General features: G+C 65.1%; 17 protein-coding genes, 1 tRNA gene and 2 pseudogenes. 11 read left to right on the top strand and 9 right to left on the bottom strand.

Annotated elements, in window-relative coordinates:
* Nucleotides 1-2: 2 nt before the first annotated feature.
* The 4 genes from KDD17_RS08840 to KDD17_RS08825 all read right to left on the bottom strand — a co-directional run bounded on the left by KDD17_RS08840 (nt 3) and on the right by KDD17_RS08825 (nt 5,379).
* Complete coding sequence (locus tag KDD17_RS08840; RefSeq protein WP_212703341.1) at nt 3-962, bottom strand: DNA cytosine methyltransferase; 960 nt, start codon at nt 960-962, stop codon at nt 3-5.
* A 182-nt stretch (nt 963-1,144) separates the two neighbouring features.
* A tRNA-Gly gene (locus KDD17_RS08835) sits at nt 1,145-1,219 on the bottom strand.
* Nucleotides 1,220-1,371: 152 nt separating this feature from the next.
* On the bottom strand, nt 1,372-1,761 hold the full coding sequence (locus KDD17_RS08830) for an MAPEG family protein (RefSeq protein ID WP_212703340.1): 390 nt from the start codon (nt 1,759-1,761) through the stop codon (nt 1,372-1,374).
* Between the two features lie 177 nt (nt 1,762-1,938).
* Entirely contained in the window at nt 1,939-5,379 is a 3,441-nt protein-coding gene (locus tag KDD17_RS08825; protein ID WP_212703339.1) for a pyruvate carboxylase, read from the bottom strand.
* Between the two features lie 184 nt (nt 5,380-5,563).
* On the opposite strand from KDD17_RS08825, the gene KDD17_RS08820 reads away from it, so the two are divergent.
* Nucleotides 5,564-6,115: a hypothetical protein gene (locus KDD17_RS08820; protein ID WP_212703338.1), complete on the top strand. Its 552-nt coding sequence runs from the start codon at nt 5,564-5,566 to the stop codon at nt 6,113-6,115.
* On the opposite strand, the gene KDD17_RS08815 is transcribed toward KDD17_RS08820, so the two are convergent.
* Nucleotides 6,109-7,254 (bottom strand): alpha-hydroxy acid oxidase, encoded by a 1,146-nt coding sequence (locus KDD17_RS08815; RefSeq protein ID WP_212703337.1) that lies wholly within the window; start codon nt 7,252-7,254, stop codon nt 6,109-6,111. The two genes, KDD17_RS08820 and KDD17_RS08815, sit on opposite strands and share 7 nt — an antisense overlap.
* Nucleotides 7,255-7,435: 181 nt before the next feature.
* Here KDD17_RS08815 and KDD17_RS08810 point away from each other — a divergent pair, with 181 nt between their 5' ends.
* The gene (locus KDD17_RS08810; RefSeq protein ID WP_212703336.1) at nt 7,436-9,778 is read left to right on the top strand and encodes an ATP-dependent helicase; all 2,343 of its coding nucleotides are present in this window, start codon (nt 7,436-7,438) and stop codon (nt 9,776-9,778) included.
* On the opposite strand, the gene KDD17_RS08805 is transcribed toward KDD17_RS08810, so the two are convergent.
* Nucleotides 9,775-10,401: a hypothetical protein gene (locus KDD17_RS08805; RefSeq protein WP_212703335.1), complete on the bottom strand. Its 627-nt coding sequence runs from the start codon at nt 10,399-10,401 to the stop codon at nt 9,775-9,777. The two genes, KDD17_RS08810 and KDD17_RS08805, sit on opposite strands and share 4 nt — an antisense overlap.
* Nucleotides 10,402-10,464: 63 nt before the next feature.
* Nucleotides 10,465-11,106, bottom strand: a complete 642-nt coding sequence (locus KDD17_RS08800) for a hypothetical protein (RefSeq protein WP_212703334.1) — start codon at nt 11,104-11,106, stop codon at nt 10,465-10,467.
* Nucleotides 11,107-11,211: 105 nt separating this feature from the next.
* Here KDD17_RS08800 and KDD17_RS08795 point away from each other — a divergent pair, with 105 nt between their 5' ends.
* Both KDD17_RS08795 and KDD17_RS08790 read left to right on the top strand, forming a co-directional pair.
* Entirely contained in the window at nt 11,212-11,742 is a 531-nt protein-coding gene (locus KDD17_RS08795) for a DUF2975 domain-containing protein (protein ID WP_212703333.1), read from the top strand.
* The gene (locus KDD17_RS08790; protein WP_212703332.1) at nt 11,742-11,942 is read left to right on the top strand and encodes a helix-turn-helix domain-containing protein; all 201 of its coding nucleotides are present in this window, start codon (nt 11,742-11,744) and stop codon (nt 11,940-11,942) included. The genes KDD17_RS08795 and KDD17_RS08790 overlap by 1 nt, the downstream gene beginning before the upstream one ends.
* 180 nt (nt 11,943-12,122) lie before the next feature.
* On the opposite strand, the gene KDD17_RS08785 is transcribed toward KDD17_RS08790, so the two are convergent.
* On the bottom strand, nt 12,123-12,338 hold the full coding sequence (locus KDD17_RS08785; protein ID WP_212703331.1) for a DUF1127 domain-containing protein: 216 nt from the start codon (nt 12,336-12,338) through the stop codon (nt 12,123-12,125).
* A gap of 493 nt (nt 12,339-12,831) precedes the next feature.
* Between KDD17_RS08785 and KDD17_RS08780 the strand changes: the two genes are divergently transcribed.
* Complete coding sequence (locus tag KDD17_RS08780) at nt 12,832-13,905, top strand: Mrp/NBP35 family ATP-binding protein (protein WP_212703330.1); 1,074 nt, start codon at nt 12,832-12,834, stop codon at nt 13,903-13,905.
* Here KDD17_RS08780 and KDD17_RS08775 read toward each other — a convergent pair.
* Nucleotides 13,902-14,672: a hypothetical protein gene (locus KDD17_RS08775; protein WP_212703329.1), complete on the bottom strand. Its 771-nt coding sequence runs from the start codon at nt 14,670-14,672 to the stop codon at nt 13,902-13,904. The two genes, KDD17_RS08780 and KDD17_RS08775, sit on opposite strands and share 4 nt — an antisense overlap.
* 736 nt (nt 14,673-15,408) lie before the next feature.
* Between KDD17_RS08775 and mraZ the strand changes: the two genes are divergently transcribed.
* The 6 genes and pseudogenes from mraZ (at nt 15,409) to KDD17_RS08745 (ending at nt 21,963) form a co-directional block, all read left to right on the top strand.
* A complete protein-coding gene (gene mraZ, locus KDD17_RS08770) occupies nt 15,409-15,912 on the top strand; it encodes a division/cell wall cluster transcriptional repressor MraZ (protein WP_212703328.1) in 504 nt (167 codons plus the stop codon).
* Between the two features lie 6 nt (nt 15,913-15,918).
* Complete coding sequence (gene rsmH, locus KDD17_RS08765; protein ID WP_212703327.1) at nt 15,919-16,902, top strand: 16S rRNA (cytosine(1402)-N(4))-methyltransferase RsmH; 984 nt, start codon at nt 15,919-15,921, stop codon at nt 16,900-16,902.
* Nucleotides 16,899-17,249 carry a cell division protein FtsL gene (ftsL, locus tag KDD17_RS08760; RefSeq protein ID WP_212703326.1) on the top strand — a complete coding sequence of 117 codons (351 nt, stop codon included), beginning with the start codon at nt 16,899-16,901 and terminating at the stop codon, nt 17,247-17,249. The genes rsmH and ftsL overlap by 4 nt, the downstream gene beginning before the upstream one ends.
* A pseudogene (locus KDD17_RS08755) lies at nt 17,246-19,038 on the top strand (peptidoglycan D,D-transpeptidase FtsI family protein). Before ftsL ends, KDD17_RS08755 begins: the two are co-directional and overlap by 4 nt.
* 59 nt (nt 19,039-19,097) lie before the next feature.
* Nucleotides 19,098-20,539 (top strand): annotated as a pseudogene (locus KDD17_RS08750) (UDP-N-acetylmuramoyl-L-alanyl-D-glutamate--2,6-diaminopimelate ligase); the annotation flags it as partial.
* Entirely contained in the window at nt 20,536-21,963 is a 1,428-nt protein-coding gene (locus tag KDD17_RS08745) for a UDP-N-acetylmuramoyl-tripeptide--D-alanyl-D-alanine ligase (RefSeq protein ID WP_212703325.1), read from the top strand. The pseudogene KDD17_RS08750 and the gene KDD17_RS08745, both read left to right, overlap by 4 nt.
* The last annotated feature ends 38 nt before the right edge of the window (nt 21,964-22,001 follow it).

Genomic DNA, 22,001 nt, shown 5'->3' with positions numbered 1-22,001 from the left:
CGTCAGGCGCGAACGGGATGCAGCACGCGCTTGCGCAGGGTGCGGGCGATCTGGGTGCCCACGGCGCAGGCGACGGGGGGTGGGAAGGCATTGCCGACCTGACGGTAAGCATTTGTTTTGGCACCGGTAAAATGCCAATCGTCCGGAAAGCCCTGGATCCGGGCGACCATGGGCACGGTCAGGCGCGGCATGCCGTTGTGGCCCGGATCGGGTGCTTCGGGCGCGATGGTGCGCCCCTCGACACCCAGCGTGGCCCAGGCCTTGCGTGCGCGGGTGGGGCCCAGATCGGGGCCGCCGTGTTTCTTGGATCCGCCGACGATGGTGGGCGCGATCTCATCCGCCTTGTCGGCCCAGTCATCGGCCCCGCGCCAGCCGCGCGCGGCCATCAGATCGCGCAGGGTGTCGCCCACCGTTGGCGGGTTGTGGGGGTTGGGTTCGGGCCAGTCGAAATGCGCGGCACGGGCGTTTTCCACGGCCACGATCACCACGCGCGGGCGCAGTTGCGGCACGCCGTAGTCCGAGGCGTTCAGCAGGCGCCAGTCGGTCGTATACCCCAGTTTGCCCAGCTGGGTCTTCAACCGCTCGCGGTAATCGTGGAAGACCGCGTCGAGAAAGCCGCGCACGTTCTCGATCATCACCGCGCGGGGGCGGGCGGCGTCGATGATGTCGATTGCATCGTTGAAAAGGTTGCGCTCATCCTGCTCGCCAAGTTGTTTGCCCGCAACGGAAAAAGGCGGGCAGGGCAGACCACCGGCCAGCAGATCCATGCCGGTATAATCGCCTGCGGTTTCCTTGAAATCGCGCACGTCCTGTTCCAGCACATGCCACGCGGGGCGGTTGTGACGCAGGGTGGCGCAGCAATGTTTGTCGATCTCGACCAGGGCGCGGTGATGAAATCCGGCGGCCTCAAGCCCCAGCGCCTGACCGCCCGCACCCGCGCAAAGCTCTACCGATGTCAGCATGTCGTGTGCCCCCGTTTTCCCCATACAACCCCTTGTGGCGACCAAGCGCAATGGCGTCTGTGCTGCAGGGGGTGCGTTCGTCGTTCGTTCTAGGCGGCGGCGGCGCGTCGGGCAAGGCCCCAAAACGCGAAAAGGCCGCCCGAAGGCGACCTTGTCAGCAAAACCGTGGGGTTCGGTTTATTTGGAGCGGGCGAGGCGATTCGAACGCCCGACCCTAACCTTGGCAAGGTTATGCTCTACCCCTGAGCTACGCCCGCATCCGTTAGTGGGGGTGATTTAGCCGCCCCGTCCGGGCGCCGCAAGAGGAAATTCCGCGCCATGCGCGATTTTTTCCGGGGCAGGGGATCGAGAGGCAAAATGGGCGAGTCACACAGTGTGCACAGAGCGTGCACCGCGCGTGCACCGCCGGTCAGATGAGCGCGTGACCCAGCAGACCCAGCGCCGAGAGACCCAGCATCAGCAGCGTCAGCGCCATGCCGCCCACCCGCCACTTCATCACCTGCGGGGTTTGCGACATGCCAAAGGCGTGCATCGCGCGCCCGGCGAGCAGCGAGACACCCATCGCGTGCACCACAAAACCCGGCGCGCCCTGTGCTTCGGCCAGCGCAATCAGCACGATGCCGAGGGGGATGTATTCGGCGGCATTCGCCTGCACGCGGATGCGTTTCAACAGCGCCTTGTCGCCGGTATCGCCGAGCGAGATCAGATGCGCCCGCCGGTAGCGGATCACCCGCACCACGAGCGACAGATACAGCAGCGTCAGCAGCGCGGCGTAGAGGGCGGTGAGGGTGAGGGACATGGCGGCTCCGATCCGGGGGGTGAGGGTACGCGCAGCCTAGCAGGTGGCGGGCGCACCGGTAGCCCCAATCGCGCGCGTTAGAGCCCGGCGATGCGCGGGGCCGCCGCCGGGCGCCGCGCCGTGGTTTGTGGTTTTGGAGGGGCCGGGGGCCGGAGGGCTATCCCCCGGCCCGTCGGTTTATTCCAGTTCGACCAGCAGATCCTTGGCGTCGATCTGGCCGCCGGTGGTGACGTGCACGGCTTTGACGGTGGCGTCGCGTTCGGCGTGCAGGCCGGTTTCCATCTTCATCGCCTCGATGGTGAGCAGCAGATCGCCCTGTTTGACCTGCTGGCCCGCCGCCACGGCGATGGTGGCAACGACGCCGGGCATCGGGGCGCCGATGTGGGCATCGTTGCCCAGCTCGGCCTTGGGGCGCTGCGCGGTGGTGGCTTTGACCAGACGGTTGGGTACGCGGATCACGCGGGGCTGACCGTTGAGTTCAAAGAACACCTTGACCTCGCCGTCCTCATTGGTGTCGCCGATGGCTTGCAGGCGGATTTCCAGCGTCTTGCCGGGGTCGATTTCGGCGGTGATCTCGTCGCCCGGCTCCATCCCGTAAAAGAACGTGGGCGTGGGCAGGGTACGCACGGGACCGTAGAGCGCGTGGCGGTCGGTGTAATCCAGATAGACCTTGGGGTACATCAGGTAGCCTGCCAGATCCTCGTCGTCGATCTCGGCCTGTCCGGTCTTGTCGCGCAGCTCCGCGCGCAGGGCGTCGAAATCGACGGGCGGCAAATGGGCGCCGGGGCGGTCGGTGTTGGGCGCCTCGCCCTTGAGGATCTTTTTCACGATGGCGTCTGGGAAGCCGCCGGGCGGCTGGCCGAGATTGCCGCGCATCATGTCGATCACCGACTCCGGGAAGCTGACATCGGTCTTGGGGTCTTCGACCTGCGCGCGGGTGAGACCCTGCGACACCATCATCAGGGCCATGTCGCCCACGACCTTGGAGCTTGGCGTGACTTTGACGATGTCGCCGAACATCAGGTTCACGTCGTGGTAGGTGCGCGCGACCTCGGGCCAGCGTTCATCGAGGCCGAGAGAGGAGGCTTGTGCCTTGAGGTTGGTGAATTGCCCACCGGGCATCTCGTGCAGATAGACTTCGGACGAGGGCGCCTGCATCCCGGTCTCGAACGCCGCGTATTGGTGGCGGACCTCTTCCCAGTAGTCCGAGATTTCGCGCACGGCGGTCATGTCGAGCCCGGTGTCGCGGTCGGTGTGGCGCAAGGCCTCGACCACCGAGCCGAGTGTGGCCTGTGAGGTGTTGCCCGAAAACGCGTCCATCGCGCAATCGACGGCGTCGACGCCGGCCTCACTGGCCGCGAGGATCGTGGCGCAGGCGATGCCGGCGGTATCGTGGGTGTGGAAGTGGATGGGCAGGCCGACCTCGGATTTGAGCGCGGTGACCAGCTTGCGCGCCTGTGCCGGTTTCAAAAGGCCCGCCATATCCTTGAGGCCCAGCACGTGCGCGCCTGCGGCCTTCAGATCCTTGCCCATCTGGACGTAGTATTTGAGATCATATTTCGCGCGGTCGGGATCAAAGATGTCGCCGGTATAGCAGATCGTGCCTTCGCAGACCTTGCCCGCCTCTTGCACGGCGTCCATGGCGACGCGCATGTTTTCCACCCAGTTGAGGCTGTCGAAGACGCGGAACACGTCCACGCCGGTGTCGGCGGCGGTGGCGACGAAATGCTGCACGACGTTGTCGGGGTAGTTGGTATAGCCCACGCCGTTGGAGGCCCGCAGCAGCATTTGCGTCATAATGTTCGGCATCGCCTCGCGCAGATCGCGCAGGCGCTGCCACGGGCATTCCTGCAGGAACCGGTAAGCCACGTCGAAGGTCGCCCCGCCCCAGCACTCCATCGAAAAGAGCGTGGGCAGGTTGGCGGCGTAGGCCGGTGCGACCTTGATCATGTCGTGGCTGCGCATCCGAGTCGCCAGAAGCGATTGATGGCCGTCGCGCATGGTGGTGTCGGTGATGAGCAGTTGGCGCTGCTGGCCCATCCAGTCGGCCACGGCCTGCGGGCCCTTCTGCTCCAGAAGGTTGCGCGTGCCCATCTGCGGCTCCGCGCGCAGCTCGGGCGGTTGGGGCAGGCGGGCGGCGCGGGCGGGGATCGGTTTGTCCTTGGTCTCCGGGTGGCCGTTGACGGAGATGTCCGCGATGTAGGTCAGCACCTTGGTGCCCCGGTCGCGCCGCGCCTCGAAGGTGAAAAGCTCGGGCGTCTGGTCGATGAATTTGGTGTGGTAGGTGTTGTCGAGGAACGTGGGATGCTTGAGCAGGTTCTCGACAAAGGCGATGTTGGTCGAAACGCCCCGGATGCGGAATTCGCGTAAGGCTCTATCCATGCGGGCGATGGCCTGTTCGGGGGTTTGCGCCTTGGCGGTGACCTTGACCAGCAGGCTGTCGTAGTAGCGCGTGATGACCCCGCCCGAATACGCCGTGCCGCCGTCAAGGCGGATGCCCATGCCGGTTGCTTCGCGGAAGGCGGTGATGCGGCCGTAGTCGGGGATGAAGTTGTTGAGCGGATCCTCGGTGGTGATGCGCGTTTGCAGAGCGTGGCCCGACAGCTGCACGTCGTCCTGGGAGGCCTTGCCGGTCGCGTCGGCGATGCTCTTGCCTTCGGCAATCAGGATCTGGGCGCGCACGATGTCGATGCCGGTGACCTCTTCGGTGACGGTGTGTTCGACCTGCACGCGGGGGTTCACCTCGATGAAGTAGAACTCCTCCGTCTCCATATCCATGAGGAATTCGACGGTGCCCGCGCATTCATAGTTCACGTGGGCGCAGATCTTGCGGCCCAGCTCGCAGACGTGGGCGCGCTGCGCCTCGGTCAGGTAGGGGGCGGGGGCGCGCTCAACCACCTTTTGGTTGCGGCGCTGCACGGAGCAGTCCCGCTCGTAAAGATGGTAGATTTCGCCGTGGGTGTCGCCAAGGATCTGCACCTCGACGTGGCGGGCGCGCAGGATCATCTTTTCCAGATAGCCCTCGCCGTTGCCAAAGGCGGCCTCGGCCTCGCGGCGCCCTTCGAGCACTTTCTCTTCGAGCTCGTCCTCGGAATTGATCGGGCGCATACCGCGCCCGCCGCCGCCCCAGCTGGCCTTGAGCATCAGGGGGTAGCCGACCTCGGTCGCCTCTTTGCGGATGGCTTTCATGTCGTCGCCCAGCACCTCGGTCGCCGGGATCACCGGCACACCGGCCTCGATCGCGACGCGCCGCGCCGATGCCTTGTCGCCAAGCGCGCGCATGGTTTCGGCCTTGGGGCCGATGAAGGTGATGCCGTTTTGCGCACAGGCGTCCACGAAATCGGGGTTTTCGGACAGCAGGCCGTAGCCGGGGTGGATCGCGTCGGCGCCCGACGCCTTGGCCACGCGGATCATCTCGTCAATGCTCAGGTAGGCGGCGACGGGCCCCAGACCCTTGCCGATGCGGTAGGCTTCATCGGCTTTGAAACGGTGCAGGCCCAGCTTGTCCTCTTCGGCAAAGACGGCGACCGTTTTCTTTCCCATCTCGTTGGCGGCGCGCATGATACGGATTGCGATCTCGCCGCGGTTGGCGATGAGGATCTTGCGAAATTCGGGCATGTCGGGGCCTATCTGCTGTGAGTTCTGCGGCATCTTTACGCGCAAAGGCGCGGGCGCCGCAATCCGGGGGACTGGGTAGAAGCGTAGTGGCCCGCGCGGTGGTGTCCATCCCCCAACGCCTGCGTGCTTGATTGTCGGGGGGCGCCAGGGCTACGCTGCGGCAGGATTTTCCAAGGAGTGCCCAATGTTTCACCGCCCCCTGACGATTGCCGCAAGTCTGGGCGCCGCGCTGCTGATCGCCGCCTGTGCCCCCACCGATCCCTTTGCGATCAAGGAACTGGAGAAGGGCGCGCAGGTGGACGTGCGCAGCCTGCTGGCGGTGCACGGGGGCAAGACGGGCTGCGTGGACTACCGTGCCTCCGACAACAGCTGCGCCTCGCTGATCAAGGCGCGGGTGTCGGGCAACCGCGTGGTCGCGGTCGAGACCGGCGCCGTGCGGGGCCTTTCGGGCGAGATCGAACGGGTGACCCTGACGAGCCGGGGCCGGATCGAGAACGGCGGCACCTGCATCACCCCCGGCGATCTGACGGCGTCGGACAGCGATGGCATGGGGGACTTCCTGCGCGAGGCGACGAACCTGTTGATCGAGCAATTCGGCGGCAAGGTCTGTGCGTTCTATTTCGAGGATGGCGAGGATTACGTCATCAGCTCTCTGGGCGCCGATGGCCGTCCGTTCCCGCCCGGCGACAGCAGTCTGCGTTTTGTCGACGGGGAGGTGAGCGTGCGTGCTCAGTAAGCGCTGAGCGGGAGCGTCGGCGGCAGATCCGAGAGGGTGCGCGCGCCGAGCTGGCCCATGTTGGCCACCAGATCCTTGCGCAGAATGTCGATCAGATGCGCGGGGCCGCCGGCGCCCAAGGCGCCGAGCGCGTAATGGAACGCGCGCCCCAGCATGACAAAATCCGCTCCCAGCGCCAGCGCGCGCAGGATGTCGAGCCCGCCTTCGATCCCGCTGTCGAAGATCAGCGGCAGATCGGTAGCGGCGCGCACCTCCGGCAGCGCCTCGATACTGGCGGGGGCGCCGTCGAACTGGCGGCCTGCGTGGTTCGACACCCAGATCGCATCGACGCCCTGATCGGTCAACCGGCTCGCGTCCTCGCCGCGCAGCACGCCCTTGACGATGAAATCGCCCTCCCATTCGGCGCGCAGCGCATCGACATAGGACCAATCGGGCGCGGTGCGCAAAAGATACCCCACATGCGCCGTGGGCGAGAGCCCCTGCGTCGCCGCATTGGCGTATTTATCGAGGCCACGCATATGCGGCATCCCGCGTTTCGCCATGCCCGCGGCCCAGGCGGGCCGGGTGGCGACCTGCGCCAGCAGCCGCGGGGTGAGGCGCGGGGGATTGGTCAGCCCCGAGCGGACCTGCCGTTCACGGCGGCTCGCGACGGGCACATCGACGGTGAGGATGAGCGCGCTGAACCCTGCGGCGCGCGCGCGGTCCAGCATGTCGCGGCGGATCGCCTCGTCGCGCGGCGGATACATCTGGAACCACGCGGTGTCGGGCAGATGCGGGGCGATGTCCTCGGGGCTTTGCGTGGCGACGGTGGAGATGGCGTAAGGGAGTGCTGCGGCGCGGGCGGCGCGGGACAGATGCCCTTCGGCATCGGGCCACATCAGACCCGACATGCCGATGGGCGCGATGCCGAAGGGGAGGGGATAGTCGCGGCCCATCAGGGTGGTCGAGAGATCGGGGGTGAATTCGCCGTGCAGCACCGAGGGCATCATGCCGATACGGTCAAGGGCCGAGCGGTTGCGCGCCTTGGTGGCTTCGGCCCCCGTGCCGCTGTCGAGGTATTCCCACACGAACGGCGGGATCCGGCGGCGCGCGCGGGCGCGCAGATCGGCGATGGCGGGGTATTTTGCGTGCAGGTCCATAGGCGCATTTGGGGGCAGGCGTGCGGCGCTGTCTAGGGTTGCTCTGTGTGGCGGGGGCGGGATGTGCGTATTTTTGGCACAATGAGGCGGGGGCACGGCCCATTTGCGGGCGGCGGTGCAGGTGGAGAACAATTGGCGAACGCGCTTTTCTTTTGCTGCCGGGGGCGCTAGCTTTTGCGCCATGAGCAGTTTCGACGAATCCGACGCTTTTGAAAGCGCATCGCTGAGCGCGCGGGCCATGGCTGCGCGGCCGCAGCCCTACCTTGACGGGCTTAACCCCGCGCAGCGCGCGGCGGTGGAGCAGTTGGAGGGCCCTGTGTTGATGCTTGCGGGGGCGGGCACGGGCAAGACCCGCGCGCTGACCGCGCGGATCGTGCATCTGATGCAGCAGGGGCGCGCGCGGCCCAATGAGATATTGGCGGTGACGTTCACCAACAAAGCCGCGCGGGAGATGAAGAACCGTGTGGGCAGCATGTTGGGCCAGCAGATCGAGGGGATGCCCTGGCTGGGTACGTTCCACGCGATCTGTGTGAAGCTTTTGAGGCGGCACGCGGAGCTGGTGGGGTTGAAGTCGAACTTCACCATACTGGATACCGACGATCAGCTGCGGCTCTTGAAACAGCTGGTGGCCGCCGAGGGCATTGACGACAAACGTTGGCCCGCGCGGATGCTGTCGGGGATCATCGATGATTGGAAGAACCGCGCTTTGTTGCCCGACAAGGTGCCTGCCGCCGATGCAGGGGCGTATAACCACAAGGGCGTGGAGATCTACGCGCAGTATCAGCAGCGGCTGAAGGATCTGAACGCCTGCGATTTTGGCGATCTGCTGTTGCATATGGTCACGATATTCCAGACCCACGAGGACGTGCTGGCGCAGTACCAGCGCTGGTTCCGCTATATTCTGGTGGACGAGTATCAGGATACCAACGTCGCGCAGTACCTGTGGCTGCGGCTGTTGGCGGGCGGGCACAAGAATATCTGTTGCGTGGGCGACGACGATCAGTCGATCTATGGCTGGCGCGGGGCCGAGGTGGGCAATATCCTGCGGTTTGAAAAGGATTTTCCCGGCGCGCATGTGGTGCGGTTGGAGCAGAACTACCGCTCGACCCCGCATATCCTGGCCGCCGCCTCTGGCGTGATCGCGGGCAACAAGGGGCGTCTGGGCAAGACGCTTTGGACCGAGGCCGAGCAGGGGGAAAAGGTCCGCCTGATCGGGCATTGGGACGGGGATGAGGAGGCGCGCTGGGTCGGCGAGGAGATCGAGGCGATGCAGCGTGGCACCCGCGGGCTGCGGGCCTTCGGGCTCGACAGCATGGCCATATTGGTGCGCGCGAGCCACCAGATGCGTAGCTTTGAGGATCGGTTTTTGACGATCGGTCTGCCCTACCGGGTAATCGGCGGGCCGCGATTCTACGAGCGGTTGGAGATCCGCGATGCGATGGCGTATTTCCGCGTCGTCACCAGCCCCGACGACGATCTGGCGTTCGAGCGGATCGTGAACACGCCCAAGCGGGGTTTGGGCGATGTGGCGCAGCAAAAGATCCAGCGCACGGCGCGCGAACATGGCACCAACCTGGTGGAAGGCGCGCGGATTTTGCTGGCGCATCAGGGGATTGGCGGCAAGGGCGGCGCGCAGCTGCGGCTGCTCATTGACGGGATCGACCGCTGGTCGCGCATGGTGGGCGACGCGGACGTGAGCCACGTGGAGCTGGCGGAGATCATCCTCGACGAGAGCGGCTATACCGGGCATTGGCAGAACGACAAGACGCCCGAGGCGCCCGGCCGGTTGGAAAACCTCAAGGAACTGGTCAAGGCGCTGGAGCAATTCGAGAACCTGCAAGGCTTCCTCGAACACGTGAGCCTGATCATGGACAACGAGACCGAAGAGGGCGGCGAGAAGGTCAGCATCATGACGCTGCACGCCGCCAAGGGGCTGGAGTTTCCGGCCGTGTTCCTGCCGGGCTGGGAGGATGGGCTGTTTCCCTCGCAACGCTCGATGGATGAAAGCGGGCAGGCGGGGCTGGAGGAAGAGCGGCGGCTGGCCTACGTGGGGATCACGCGCGCGGAAGAGATTTGTACCATCAGTTTTGTCGCCAATCGGCGGATATTCGGGCAGTGGCAATCGGCGATGCCGTCGCGGTTCATCGACGAGCTGCCCGAGGATCACGTGGACGTACTGACGCCGCCGGGGCTCTATGGTGGCGGATTTGGGGCGGCGATGCCCACCAGCACGCTGCACGAGGAGGCGGCGAACGCCAATGTCTACAACTCGCCCGGCTGGCGGCGCCTGCAGGCGCGCAGCGGGCAGCGCGGGATGAGCCAGCCCGCCGAGGCCAAGAACATGACCATCGACATGACGGCCAGCAGCAGCTTCACCATGGGGGAGCGGGTGTTTCACCAGAAATTTGGCTATGGCACGATCCAGGGGATCGAGGGCGACAAGCTGGAGGTCGCGTTCGAAAAGGCCGGTGACAAGAAGGTCGTGGCGAAATTCCTGTCGGCGGCGGATGACGTGCCGTTCTAGGACGGATCGAGGGCGGCTGGCGGATCCAGATCCGCGATGCGGCAATCGTAGTGACCTGACAGGCGCGCCTCCTCGCGCACCCGTTGCGGCAGGTCGAGCAGGGATTTCAGACTGCTTTGGTGGCAATAGGTCAGGGCGGATTCGACGGCCTGCGCGGCCGTTTCCTTGCGTGTGGCCCAGCCAAACGCGTGATTGCCCGATACGGCAAACGCGCGCCAGCCGTCGTTGCGCCCCTGATATGTGCGGTATTTCTGTGCCGCGCCGTGCCCCAGGCTGTCGCGGGGCGGGGAGCCTGTGCCCAATTCGGGGGGCGCGACGAAGAGGGCGGGCACGCAGGTATCGCTTTGCGCGTGGCTGAGGCAGATCATCCGCGCGAGGGCGGCGGCATCGTACAGGGTGTTGGCGCCGGTGTAGGACCCCCAGGCGGTGCCGCCCGGTTCGATGTAGACCGCGCCAAAGTATTTCTGCGTGCTGTTGCGTTCGATCGCGTCGCGCTGGTCGGGCGTGGCGCCGGAGGTGTCGAAATAAAACGGCTCGGACCCGGTGCCGTAAACCGTGGGATCGGCAAGGGCGGTGCTGGCAAGGCCAAGCAGGGCGAGTGTCGCAAGGGCGGGAAAGCGCATGGTCGGGCTCCTGTTTCCCCACAGGTAGCCCGACGCCGGTGGCAATTTTGCGCCGCCCGCGTGTCAGTTCGCGGGCGGGGTGAATTGCACGTCGATGACGCGGCATTTATCCCAGCCGCGCGCGCGGGCAAACCGCCGCCCGTCGGGGCCAAGTTCGGCCATGTCGGCGGCGAGGCCACGGTTGCAATAGGCGATGGCGGTGTCGCGGGCGTCGGCCTCCGTCAGCTCGGCGTCGGCGTAGCCGAAGTGGCTGATGCCTGAGATCGCGAAGGCGGCATAGGTGCCGGGGATGCGGCGTTCGGTGTAGACGGTTGCCAGCGCGTCGGCGGCCTCTTCGCTGAGGCCCGTGGCACGTGATTGGGCGATGGGCAGGCTTTCGGGCATGGCGACGGCGTAGATCGCGCAGCCCGGTTTGCGCAGGGAGATAACATCACATCCCTCAAGCGCCCCCGCGCGGGCGCGCCCTGCATCGTGGAAGTTCTGAATCCAAAACGCGACGCCGGAATCCATGTTGACGGCCATGGCCGCAAAATACCGAGCCTCGCGGCGAAAGCTGCGGTAGACGCGGGCCATTTCCGGGGTAAGCGGGCCGATACCCTCAACGCGCCCGACCTGCGTGCCCTGACCAAAATCGGTGGGTTGGGCCAGTACGGGAAGCGGCGCGATCAAACAGGCAAGAAGCGAGGAGAGGAGCAGGGAACGCATGGTGATATCCTTTCGAGGGTGTCTTTAGTTAGCCACCGAGATTGACTTGGCGCAAGAAAAATTTATCGTAGAACAGTAAATTTGTATTCCGAAGGGATGAATCACATGGGCGCGATCAAACGCATGTCGCTGGTTGGTATGGTGGTTTTGGTGCCGATGCTGATCTACTACCCGATCCGGGAGTTCGGGTGGCTACTGGAGCTCTCGTTCCTCGATCCCTTTGCATGGACACGCGACGATGCTTGGGTGGATCCGACCGCGCAGATCGCCATGGGCACCCGGATCGCCTTTTTTGTCGTCTGGATGCTGCCGATCCTGATCGGATGGCTGGCCTATCTGGCCGCGTTTTCGGTGCTGACGCTGTTGTGGCGGGGCATCGTCTTTGACGAACGCATCGCGCGGCGGCTGCAATGGATGGGGTGGGGGACGATCGCGTCGGCGGTGCTGATGCTGGTCGCCGGGTCGCTGAGCCCGATGATCCGGTCGTGGCACAACGCCGACGGCCCCTTGCCCCTGCGCCTTTGGATGGATGTGGACAAGCTTGCGCTGGGGTTCAGCGGGTTGGCGTTCCTCTTTTTCGGGCTGGTGATGCAGCACGCGATCCGCATCGCCCGCGAGAACGAGGAATTCGTCTGATGCAGATCGTGGTCAGGCTCGACGTGATGCTGGCGCAGCGCAAGATGAAATCAAGGGATCTGGCGGAGGCCGTGGGCATCACCGAACAGAACATCAGCCTGTTGAAATCCGGCAAGGTCAAGGGCGTGCGGTTCGAGACGCTTGCGCGGATCTGCGAGGTGCTGGAATGCCAACCCGGCGATCTGCTGGAGGCGGAATAACGAAACGGCGGCCCCTTGGGAGGAAGGGACCGCCGTTCTATCTGGCTGCGCCATCCCCCACATCGGGAGGAAGAGGGGGATGGGCATCCATGCGGCGCAGGGGTCTCCGGGGAGGCGGGACGCGGCCTGCACCGTGACTGACGGACCCATCGGGAGGGAAAGGCCCGTCAGTATCTCGAATTAGGTTGTCATTTCTGCCGCTTCGCGGGCGATGCGGCGGAAGTCCGCGCGGCTCATGCCCAGATCGGCCAGATCGCGGGCTGTCATCATCGACAGCTCGTTAAAGGTGCGGCGGTAGGCGCGGCGCTGGCGCAGTTTCAGTGTGATGGCGTCCCAGAATGCTGCGATGCGGCTAGGGGCGGCGGTGCGAACGGCGGTGTCAGTGTAGTAGGTCATTTGCTCTCTCTTTCGATCGGTGTGTCTGTCTCTTGGGACTAGAAATAGGGGTTCGGGGGGCGCCCACAACCTGCGAATGCACAACCCCGGTATGCGCCGATTGCATAGGGGAGGATGGCATAACTACATGACTTTACGTCACTTATTTTTCGGTGCGTGCCGGGGTGAAAGGGGGTGGAGTAAAAAAATGGGCGACAACATCAGGGAGGAGGAAGATGTTGTCGCCCTAGCGTTCAGTCGCCCTCGGGAGGAGGTGAGGGGTTCTGACTATTTTAAGAAAACTCTCGGGAGGATCGTTTCCATACACAGACTATAGCCAATGTTTCTGCGGGCGCACAATCAATTTGTCTGCAATGCTGCCATGCAGCAAACGCATGGGTTGTATTGTTGACCTGTCGTCGCGGAGACCTATTTCCGACCGGGCATTTTGGCGCACGGGCTTGCGCATCGCGGTTAATCTGCGATGTGAAGGCATAACAGACAGGAGACTTCTATGCCGCCGAGCAAATCCGATATCACAGACGCCTTGTCACGCATTGCGCTGCCAGACGGGCGCAGCCTGATCGATCATGACATGGTCAGCGCGATCACCGTCGAGGGCGATGTGGTGCGGTTCGTGATCGAGGCGCCGTCGGCGGAGGTCGCCGCGCAAATGGGCGCGATCCGCGATGCCGCCGAGCGTATCGTCACCGAGCTGCCCGGCGTGGCAAAGGCGCATGTGGCGCTGACGGCGCACGGCCCTGCGGCCAAACCCGCCGCCCCGCCGTCGCTGAAGATTGGCGGGCACCCCAAGCCGCAGGCGGGCCCGACCAAACCCAGCGGGGTGCAGCGCATCATCGCCATCGGGTCGGGCAAGGGCGGCGTGGGCAAATCCACCGTGTCGTCAAACCTTGCCGTCGCCTTGGCCAAGCAGGGGCGCAAGGTCGGTCTGCTGGATGCCGACATCTACGGGCCGAGCCAGCCGCGCATGATGGGGATCAACAAGCGCCCCGGCTCCCCGGACGGGAAGACGATCATTCCGCTCAAGGCGCATGGCGTCACGCTGATGTCGATCGGTTTCATGATGGAAGAGGGCAAGGCCGTTGTCTGGCGTGGGCCGATGCTGATGGGCGCGCTGCAACAGATGCTGGGGCAGGTGGAATGGGGCGAGCTGGACGTGCTGCTTGTTGATCTGCCCCCCGGCACCGGCGACGTGCAGCTGACGCTGTGCACCAAATCGGAGCTGACCGGCGCCATCGTCGTCTCGACCCCGCAGGACGTGGCGCTGATCGATGCGCGCAAGGCGCTCGATATGTTCGCCACGCTCAAGACACCCGTGCTGGGGCTGATCGAGAATATGTCGATGTTTGTCTGCCCCGATTGCGGGGCCCAGCACGAGATCTTTGGCCAGGGCGGCGTCGCGGCGGAGGCGGAGCGCATGGGCGTGCCGCTGCTGGGGCATCTGCCGATCGATCTGGAAACGCGGCTGGCGGGCGATGGCGGCACACCCGTGGCCGCCGGGGACGGGCCGATGGCGCAGGCCTATGCGCGCATGGCCGAAGGGTTGATCAAGGGCGGGATGGCCTAAAGCCCGGCGAGCCGCTTTTTCTGGATCAGCTGTGCATAGAGGGTGGTGAGGATCGAGAAGATCAGCAGCCCTTCGAGGATGTAGATCGGCAGCCCGACAACCAGCGTGCGCCCGGCCGTGGGCGCCCAAAAGCTGTTGAGGCTTGCCGTGGCCAGCGTATTTATCAGCGCCAGCACCGCCGAAACGCCCCAGAGCGTGCGGGTCAGCCGCGCTGTCAGATACCAGCTTTGCACCATGCGGATCGGGTAGCCGAGCGCTGCGGCCGGCAGGATCAGGCTGAGCCGCAGCGAGACCCAGAGCACCACGAGTTGCAGCACGAAGGTCGTGATCAGGATCGAGGGGAGCGTCGGCGGTGCGGCCCCGCCCGCATTGCTCGCCGCCGCGACCGAGAGCGGCAGCACCAGCGCGAGACTGGTGAGCAGTTGTACCACCGCCAGCAGGCTGACGCGCCACAGATACCCCGCGATCAGCATCGTGCTCATCGGTTTGGGGGCGCGGTTGGCGCGGAGGGTATGGCGGTGCCAAAGCACGGCCATCAGCGCATAGCTCAGCACAAAAGCCGCGATCAGCACCAGCGCGCCGCCGGGCAGGGCGCTGACGTCGGGATTGTCGGCGTCCAGTGTCAGCAGCCCCGGCGCGAAGACAAGCGCGAGGATCGCGACGCCCACCATCAGCAAGAGGCCGGGCGCCACGACCCGCACCGTCTGCAACGGATGCTGCGTGAGCAATCCGAGGGCATGTCTGATCAGTTTGAGTGCGCTGGACAATATCTCGACCTTTCAGCCAGTGCGCCAGTTTTGTCGAGAAACCCAGTGACGTTCAAGGAGATTGCGCCGGGAGCGCGCAGGACTGTGGCTGTTCTGCCCCGGCGCAGGCGGGGTGGGAATTCGTGGGACAAGCGTGGGAAAGGGGGCGGTGGGAGGAATCATGCAGAGCGCGCGCGCTGTTTCCGGAGGTGTGCGGGCGGGATTCGGGGGTCTTTCTGCCGTGGCGGTGAGAACAAAGTAGGAATATCGTGTGTGATGATTTTATCAGCGTAGATTTTCTGGGAAATCGTGGGAAATATCGTGGCGCGCGGTTTAGGCACAAGATGTCGTTTTCAATTCCTTTTAAGCCACTATTTGCTGATTCTTGATTGTTGCTGATTTGTCGATAAAGGGTCTTTGGGCTGCGCTTTGGCCCATGTTCTCCCAAGAGAATTGAAAAAAATTGTAGACGCCCACAAATTCCCATGGCATCCCTAGTGCATCGGATGAGAACGGGACAACGGGGCACCAAACGACCCCACGCAACAATAAACTCTAGCAGGTTTCATACAGGCACCTCGATTTCATCAGACAACGAGATCCGGCGCGCGGGCGAGCAGACATCCCCCAGGTGGCGCGCGCAGTCGGACTTCCCGCTCAAGCGGGCTAAGCGGCGGGTTGATCAGTGGCAGCAGATCAACCCGCCGTTTTCACATCCAACGCCCGGCACAGGGCGGGTGAGAAAAGGGACAGATACGTGAGCCGCAGGTTCAGAGGCGAAAGCCAGCACAAGGTCGATACGAAGGGGCGGGTGTCTATCCCGGCCTCTTTTCGGCGTGTGCTGGAAGCCAATGACCCGAACTATCAAAACGGCGGCACGCCCGAGTTGGTGATTGTCTACGGCGATCACCGCCGCAACTACCTTGAATGCTATACCATGGCCGCGATCGACGAGGTCGATGACAAGATCGACGCGCTGCCGCGCGGCTCGATGGAGCGCAAGATGCTGCAACGCCTGTTTCATGGCCAGTCGTTTCCCACGACTGTCGATGAAACCGGCCGGCTGGTGCTGCCCGCCAAGCTGCGCCAGAAGATCGACCTGTCGGGCGAGGCGTTTTTCATAGCTGCCGGTGACACGTTCCAGATCTGGAAGCCCGAGACCTACGAGACCGAGGAGAAGGCGCGCGAGGAGGAGTGGCTCGACGAGTTGCCCGACGATTTTGACCCGCTCGCCTTCCTCGACAGTCAGCCGGGGCGGTAAACGGATATGGCTGCCACCGGATCCGACCCCCACATTCCCGTTCTTCTACGCCCCTTGCTGGAGGCCGTCGCCCCCGTGCGCGGGCACTGGCTGGATGGCACATTCGGCGCGGGGGGCTATACCCGTGGGCTGATCGAGGCGGGTGCGGAACGGGTGACCGCCGTTGACCGCGATCCGCTAGCGTTCGAGATGGCGCAGGCGTGGCTGGACGACTACGCAGGCCGCATCATTCCGCAGCGCGGGGTATTTTCGCGCATGGATGACTACGCGCAGGATCTCGACGGGGTGGTGTTGGACCTTGGCGTGTCGTCGATGCAGCTGGATCTGGCGGAGCGCGGGTTTTCCTTCATGCGCGACGGGCCGCTCGACATGCGGATGAGCCAGGAGGGGCCGTCGGCGGCCGATCTGGTCAACGATCTCGACGAGGCGGCGCTGGCCGACATCATTTATCTTTACGGGGAGGAACGCGCGAGCCGCCGTATCGCCAAGGCCATCGTGCGCGCGCGCGCCGAGGCGCCGATCACCCGCACGCTGGAGCTGGCCAAGCTGGTCGAGGGCTGTTTGCCGCGCGCCAAACCGGGGCAGAGCCATCCGGCCACACGTACCTTTCAGGCGCTGCGCATCGCCGTGAACGACGAATACGGCGAGCTTTTTGCGGGCCTCATGGCGGCAGAGCGGGCGCTGGCGCCCGGCGGGCAGCTGGCGGTGGTGACGTTTCATTCGGTCGAGGACCGGATGGTCAAACGGTTCCTGACTGCGCGGGCGGGGGCGGGGGGCAATGCCAACCGATTTGCCCCGCAACCCGACGTCGCGCCGCCGCAATTCACCCTCGACAAACGCAAGGCCATCGGGCCGGACACGGACGAGCTGGCGGTCAATCCACGGTCCCGCTCGGCCAAGCTGCGGGTGGCCACGCGCACGGATGCGCCCGCGGGCGAGATCGACGCAAAATCCATCGGCATGCCGGTTCTCAAGGGAGATCGCACATGAAATCATTCCTCTACGTGCTCACGGCGCTGGGTGTCATCGGGCTGGCCTTCTGGGCCTACCGCGAGAATTACGCGACCCAGGCGGCGCTGTCGGAGACGGACGATCTGCACCGCGAAATCCGCGCGGCGCACGCGCGGCTGGCGGTGTTGCGCGCCGAATGGGCGTTCCAGAACCGCCCCGAGCGGCTGCGCGATCTGGCGCAGATCAATTTCGAGCGGCTCCAGCTGTTGCCGCTGCATCCCGATCAATTCGGCTATGTCGATGAGGTCGAATTCCCCGCGCCGCCCCCACTGACATTCGAGAACGGCGTCGATGTTTCCACCATGAACGCGGAGGATCCGCTATGATCCGCACGCCGCTGCGCCCGCTGGCGCGCATCCTTCAGGCCCGCGCAAAGGGCGAGAACCCCGACGCCATCGAGATGGAAAACCGCCGCATCCGCCACGAGCACATGCGCGACGCCGACCGGATGCGCGCCGAGGGGCGTTTGCTGATCCTCGGGGTGTTTTTCTTTTGCGCCTTTGCCGTGGTGGGCGCGCGCATGGGGCTTTTGGCGGTGTCCGAGCCCGCAGAGCCGCGCGCGCAGGCGCCGGGCTCCATCATCTCGAACACCCGCGCGGACATCGTGGACCGCAACGGCGCGATCCTGGCAACCAACCTCGACACGCACGCGCTGTATGCGCAACCGCCCTCGTTGATCGATCCGATGGGATCGGCGCAAAAGCTGGTGCAGATCTTTCCCGATCTCAAGATCGAGCGGCTGGTCAAGGATTTCACCGGCAAGCGCAAGTTCCTGTGGGTAAAAAAGAAAATCAGCCCCGAGCAGATGCAGGCCGTGCACGATATCGGTGATCCCGGGCTCTTGTTTGCGCCGCGCGACATGCGGCTTTATCCCAACGGGCGGCTGGCCGCGCATGTGATGGGGGGGCGAGTTTTGGCCGCGAGGGGGTGCGCGCGGCGGAGGTGATCGGCGTGGCGGGCGTCGAGAAATACTTTGACGAGGCGTTGCGCGATCCGGCCAATGCGGGCAAGCCCTTGCAGCTGAGCCTTGATCTGAGCGTTCAGGCGGCCTCTGAGCGGGTGCTTGAGGGCGGCATGAAGCTGATGAACGCCAAGGGGGCGACCTCGATCCTGATGGACGTCAAGACGGGCGAGATCATCAGCGTGGCCTCGCTGCCCAGTTTCGATCCCAACGACCGGCCCCGCCCGGCGGTGGAGGGGGATGCGTCCGACAGCCCGCTGTTCAACCGCTCGGTGCAGGGGGTGTATGAGCTGGGCTCGACCTTCAAGATCTTTGCCGCGGCACAGGCGATGGAGCTGGGGCTGGTCAATGCCAACACCATGATCGACACAAAGGGCCCGATGAAGGTGGGCGGCCACCGGATTGGTGAGTTCCAGAACAAGAATTACGGCACGCTGTCGGTGAGCCAGATCATCGAGAAATCGTCGAATCGGGGCACCGGGCGTCTGGCGCTGATGATCGGCAAGGAGCGGCAGCAGGAGTTCCTGCGCGAGCTTGGCCTGTTCGAGCGAACGCCATTCGAGATTGTCGAGGCATCGGGCGGCAAGCCCCTGCTGCCCAGCCGCTATACCGATCTGTCGGCGGTCACGATCAGCTACGGCCACGGGATTTCCACCACCGCGATGCATCTGGCCGCAGGCTACGCCGCGATTGCCAACGGGGGCCGGGTGATCAAGCCTACACTGATCAAGCAGGACGGCCCGCGCATGGGCAAGCGCGTCATGCGCGAGCGGGTGGCGGCGGATGCACGCAAGATGCTGCGCGACGTGGTGGTTGGCAAGAATGGTACGGCGAGTTTTGCCGAAGTCCCCGGCTATCACGTGGCGGGCAAGACCGGCACAGCCGACAAGCCGCGCCCACGCGGAGGCTATTACAAGGACAAGACGATCACGACATTTGCGTCGATGTTTCCCGCGCATGATCCCAAATACGTGCTGGTGGTGACGCTGGATGAACCGGTCGAGACATCCTCGGACAAACCGCGCCGCACGGCGGGCTGGACGGCGGTGCCCATCGCCGCCGAGATGATCCGCCGGGTGGCACCCCTGCTGGGCATGCGTCCGGCCATTGAAACGCCCAAGGCAGACGGTATAACGCTGACCAGCAGTAACTAAGCCAAAAAGGCGCGCGCATGGTGACCCCCGCAGACATCCCGTTGAATTCTCTGGGGTTGATGGCCGCGGGGGAGAGAATCCGCATCTGTCGGGTCTTGAGGTCGACAGCCGTCGGGTACGCGCGGGCTGTCTTTTTGCTGCGATGCCGGGCAGCCGGGTGCATGGCGCCAGTTTTGTGGCCCGCGCGCTGGAGCTGGGCGCGGTAGCGGTTTTGACCGATAGCGAGGGCGCCAAGCTCGCGGGCGATGAGATCCGCGCCGCCGGTGCCGCGTTGGTGGTGGCCGACAACCCGCGCGAGGCGCTGGCGCGCACGGCGGCGCTGATGTACGCGGGCCAGCCCCGCACCATGACGGCGGTGACGGGCACGAACGGCAAGACCTCCGTGTCGACCTTCGTGCGGCAAATCTGGATCGAGATGGGGCTGGCCGCCGTCAATCTCGGCACGACGGGTGTCGAGGGCGCGTGGACGGCGCCATTGGCGCATACCACGCCGGAGCCGATCACGCTGCACCGCACGCTGGCCAAGGCCGCACGGCACGGCATTACCCACGCGGCGATGGAGGCATCCTCCCACGGGCTCGATCAGCGCAGGTTGGACGGTGTGACGCTGACGGCGGCGGGGTTCACGAATTTCACGCAGGACCATCTGGATTACCACGAGACCTTCGAGGCGTATTTTGACGCCAAGGCCGGGCTATTCGCCCGCGTGCTGCCCGAGGACGGCGTGGCGGTCATCAACATCGACGATCCCAAGGGCGTGGATATGGCCGCGATTGCCGGCGCGCGCGGGTGCGAGGTGATCACCGTGGGGCGCGACGGCGGCGATCTGCACCTGAGCGCGCAGCGCTTTGACGCGACGGGGCAGGATCTGCGCATCGATTGGCGCGGCAAGACCTATCAGAAACGGCTTGAGCTGATCGGTGGGTTTCAGGCCGACAATGTGCTGCTGGCCTGCGGGCTGGTCATCGCCTGCGGCGGTGATCCGGCGGATGTGTTCGACACGATCCCGCATCTGAGCACGGTACGGGGCCGTATGCAGCTGGCCGCGACCCGTGACAATGGTGCGGCGGTGTTTGTTGACTACGCCCATACGCCCGACGCGGTGGCCACGGCGCTCAAGGCGATGCGGCCCCATGTGATGGGCAATCTGGTGGCCATCGTGGGTGCCGGCGGCGATCGCGACGCGGGCAAGCGGCCCTTGATGGGGCAGGCGGCGGCGGAATTTGCCGATCATGTGATCGTGACCGACGACAACCCCCGTTCGGAAGAGCCGGGCGCCATTCGCGCCGCTGTCATGGCCGGCGCGCCGGGTGCTGTGGAAGTGGGCGACCGGGCCGAAGCGATCCTGCGCGGGGCGGATATGCTCGGCCCCGGTGATGCGCTGCTTATTGCGGGCAAGGGGCACGAGACAGGGCAGATCGTCGGCGACGACACGCTGCCCTTTGACGATGTGGAACAGGCGAGCGTGGCGGTGGCCGCCCTTGACGGGAGATTGGCATGAGTTTGTGGACAGCCGCCGAGGCGGCACAGGCCACCGGCGGGCGCGCGGTGGGGGAGTGGGCCTGCAACGGGGTATCGATCGACACGCGCACGCTGCAGGCGGGCGATCTGTTTGTCGCCCTAAAGGACGTGCGCGACGGGCATGAATTCGTCGCCCAGGCGTTGGAAAAGGGGGCGGGTGCGGCGATGGTCTCGCGCGTGCCCGAAGGCGTGAGCGCCGATGCGCCGCTGCTGATCGTCGATGATGTTCTGGCTGGTTTGGAAGCGTTGGGGGCGGCGGGCCGCGCGCGCACGCAGGCCACCGTGATCGGCATCACCGGATCGGTCGGCAAGACCTCGACCAAGGAGATGCTGCGCGATGTGCTGAGCGCGCAGGGCCGCACGCATGCCTCCGTCGCCAGCTACAACAATCACTGGGGCGTGCCGCTGACGCTGGCGCGCATGCCCGTGGACACGGAATACGCCGTGATCGAGATGGGGATGAACCATCCCGGCGAGATCCTGCCACTGACCACGCTGACGCAACCGCACGCCGCGATGATCACCACCGTCGCCGCCGCCCATCTGGAGGCCTTCGACGACATCACCGGCATCGCGCTGGAGAAGGCGAGTATTTTTGACGCGCTGCCCATCGGCGCGCCCGCCGTCTACAACGCGGATGTGGAAACCTCGGCGATCCTCGCGGCCAAGACGGTGGACAAGCGGCTCAACGGGTTGGCCTTTGGCGAGAACGGCTATGAATACCGGCTGACATCCGTGGATATTCAGGGCGATACCACCGTGGTGCAGGCGCAGGCGCAGGGCGCGCCGCTTTTGTTCAAACTCGCCACGCCGGGGCGGCATTTCGCGATGAACGCGCTGGGCGCATTGGCGATTGTCGATGCGATCGGCGCGGATCTGGCGCAGGCTGTCACGACGCTGGGGAATTGGACGCCGTTCAAGGGGCGCGGTGTGCGCGAGGTGATCCAGCTTGACCCGTCCGAGCCGGGGCTGGCGCTCTCGCTGATTGACGACAGCTATAACGCGAACCCTACGTCGATGGCGGCCTCGCTTGAGGTGTTGGCGGGGGCGCAGGTGGTCGACGGTGTGGGGCGGCGCGGGAAGGGGCGGCGCATCGCCTATCTGGGCGACATGAAGGAGCTAGGGCCCGATGCGGTCGCCCTGCACGCGGGGCTGGCGCATCTGCCAGCAACGCAGCGCCTCGACGTGATCCATTGCGTGGGCCCCTTGATGAAATCGCTGCACGATCTGCTGCCCGAGCACCAGCGCGGGCACTGGGCCGAGACCTCCTTTGAGTTGATTGACACCCTGCGCCGTGATCTCGATGCGGGAGATTGCGTGCTCGCCAAGGGATCTTTGAGCATGAAACTGGGTCTGATCGTTGACGCGATCCGCAAAATGGGCCATCCGGTAACGGACGCGTGACCCCCGATAGAGGGGAGGCGAGCAGGATGACCCCCAAC

The organism is Sulfitobacter albidus (genome assembly GCF_018200035.1).
GTDB classification, from domain to species: Bacteria; Pseudomonadota; Alphaproteobacteria; order Rhodobacterales; family Rhodobacteraceae; genus Sulfitobacter; species Sulfitobacter albidus.
Note: the sequence above shows the minus strand (reverse complement) of the source record. Positions and strands in the feature narration are given on the sequence as shown.

Bases quoted from the DNA above. Each gene is read 5' to 3' on its own strand.
- KDD17_RS08795 (WP_212703333.1), top strand. From the start codon at position 11,212: ATGGGCGCGATCAAACGCATGTCGCTGGTTGGTATGGTGGTTTTGGTG.
- KDD17_RS08810 (WP_212703336.1), top strand. From the start codon at position 7,436: ATGAGCAGTTTCGACGAATCCGACGCTTTTGAAAGCGCATCGCTGAGC.
- ftsL (WP_212703326.1), top strand. From the start codon at position 16,899: ATGAAATCATTCCTCTACGTGCTCACGGCGCTGGGTGTCATCGGGCTG.
- KDD17_RS08815 (WP_212703337.1), bottom strand. From the start codon at position 7,254: ATGGACCTGCACGCAAAATACCCCGCCATCGCCGATCTGCGCGCCCGC.
- KDD17_RS08805 (WP_212703335.1), bottom strand. From the start codon at position 10,401: ATGCGCTTTCCCGCCCTTGCGACACTCGCCCTGCTTGGCCTTGCCAGC.
- KDD17_RS08820 (WP_212703338.1), top strand. From the start codon at position 5,564: ATGTTTCACCGCCCCCTGACGATTGCCGCAAGTCTGGGCGCCGCGCTG.
- KDD17_RS08840 (WP_212703341.1), bottom strand. From the start codon at position 962: ATGCTGACATCGGTAGAGCTTTGCGCGGGTGCGGGCGGTCAGGCGCTG.
- KDD17_RS08825 (WP_212703339.1), bottom strand. From the start codon at position 5,379: ATGCCCGAATTTCGCAAGATCCTCATCGCCAACCGCGGCGAGATCGCA.
- KDD17_RS08780 (WP_212703330.1), top strand. From the start codon at position 12,832: ATGCCGCCGAGCAAATCCGATATCACAGACGCCTTGTCACGCATTGCG.
- KDD17_RS08800 (WP_212703334.1), bottom strand. From the start codon at position 11,106: ATGCGTTCCCTGCTCCTCTCCTCGCTTCTTGCCTGTTTGATCGCGCCG.
- KDD17_RS08745 (WP_212703325.1), top strand. From the start codon at position 20,536: ATGAGTTTGTGGACAGCCGCCGAGGCGGCACAGGCCACCGGCGGGCGC.
- KDD17_RS08830 (WP_212703340.1), bottom strand. From the start codon at position 1,761: ATGTCCCTCACCCTCACCGCCCTCTACGCCGCGCTGCTGACGCTGCTG.
- KDD17_RS08785 (WP_212703331.1), bottom strand. From the start codon at position 12,338: ATGACCTACTACACTGACACCGCCGTTCGCACCGCCGCCCCTAGCCGC.
- KDD17_RS08790 (WP_212703332.1), top strand. From the start codon at position 11,742: ATGCAGATCGTGGTCAGGCTCGACGTGATGCTGGCGCAGCGCAAGATG.
- rsmH (WP_212703327.1), top strand. From the start codon at position 15,919: ATGGCTGCCACCGGATCCGACCCCCACATTCCCGTTCTTCTACGCCCC.